The sequence below is a fragment of the Segatella copri genome (assembly GCF_019127135.1).
In the GTDB taxonomy this organism is placed as follows: Bacteria; Bacteroidota; Bacteroidia; order Bacteroidales; family Bacteroidaceae; genus Prevotella.
Genome location: NZ_JAHOEA010000162.1, coordinates 1 through 816 on the forward strand (window position 1 = coordinate 1; position 816 = coordinate 816).

1 protein-coding gene is annotated in these 816 nt (G+C 35.8%); it reads right to left on the reverse strand.

The genetic code is table 11. The features are described 5' to 3' along the window. Window positions 1-186 precede the first annotated feature (186 nt). Window positions 187-513 carry a nucleotidyltransferase domain-containing protein gene (locus KSW37_RS15655; RefSeq protein ID WP_118254818.1) on the reverse strand — a complete coding sequence of 109 codons (327 nt, stop codon included), beginning with the start codon at window positions 511-513 and terminating at the stop codon, window positions 187-189. Between the last annotated feature and the right edge of the window lie 303 nt (window positions 514-816).

The window sequence follows — 816 nt, forward strand, 5'->3', positions numbered from 1 at the left end:
GGGAGTGGGAATGAAAGTTAAGAACAAGCCTTGACACAGTTTAAATTACACCCCCGTTGTCTATCTACGGACAATCTCCCCTGAGCCGCAAAAGTACGACTTTTGGGTGAAAGTTATATTGCACATTATTGTTTTTCCTTGATAAGTTTGATGATGCTATTTAAAAAAAACTTCTTTCATCGTTTGTTAGCCCCATAATCTTACTCCTTCCTTTTCAACATTTTTATAAAATGGTGTAATCTTATATTTCTGCCACTCCTTAGCGGAATACATTACAGGATTTATTTCTTTTCCTAAATCCCATCCTAGCTCGGTAAGAGGATAGGTTACATTATCATAATCAGAAGGTAGAAGTTGATCCTTGTCTAAGATAACAAGAATGTCCCAGTCGCTATCATCCCTAGCGGTGCCTCTAGCTTGTGAGCCAAAAAGTATCGCTTTTCCGTATGGTGGCATATTCTTAGCCAGGCATTCACGGATGGCAGTCAATGTATATTCCTTTTCCTTCTTCATAATGCAAAGATAAGATAAAAACTTGAATCAGACAAGTAAAAGCCTTCTTTTTTATGAATTATTACACGATTTATGAGAAATTACTGATAAACTTATATTTCCTTTGCCATCTTTTTTTTCTGCAAAAATAAGCAATATTTGTCTTTTTGTAAATATGGTTGACTCCTAAAGTTTCAATTACATGAAAGAATCATTAGAAGCAACACTGAAAGATGTCGAACTTACCAAGGAAGTGTACCGTCTGTACACTCTTGAGCACCTAACACAACAAGAGATTTCAGTTAAATTGTGTATAGGTCGCTC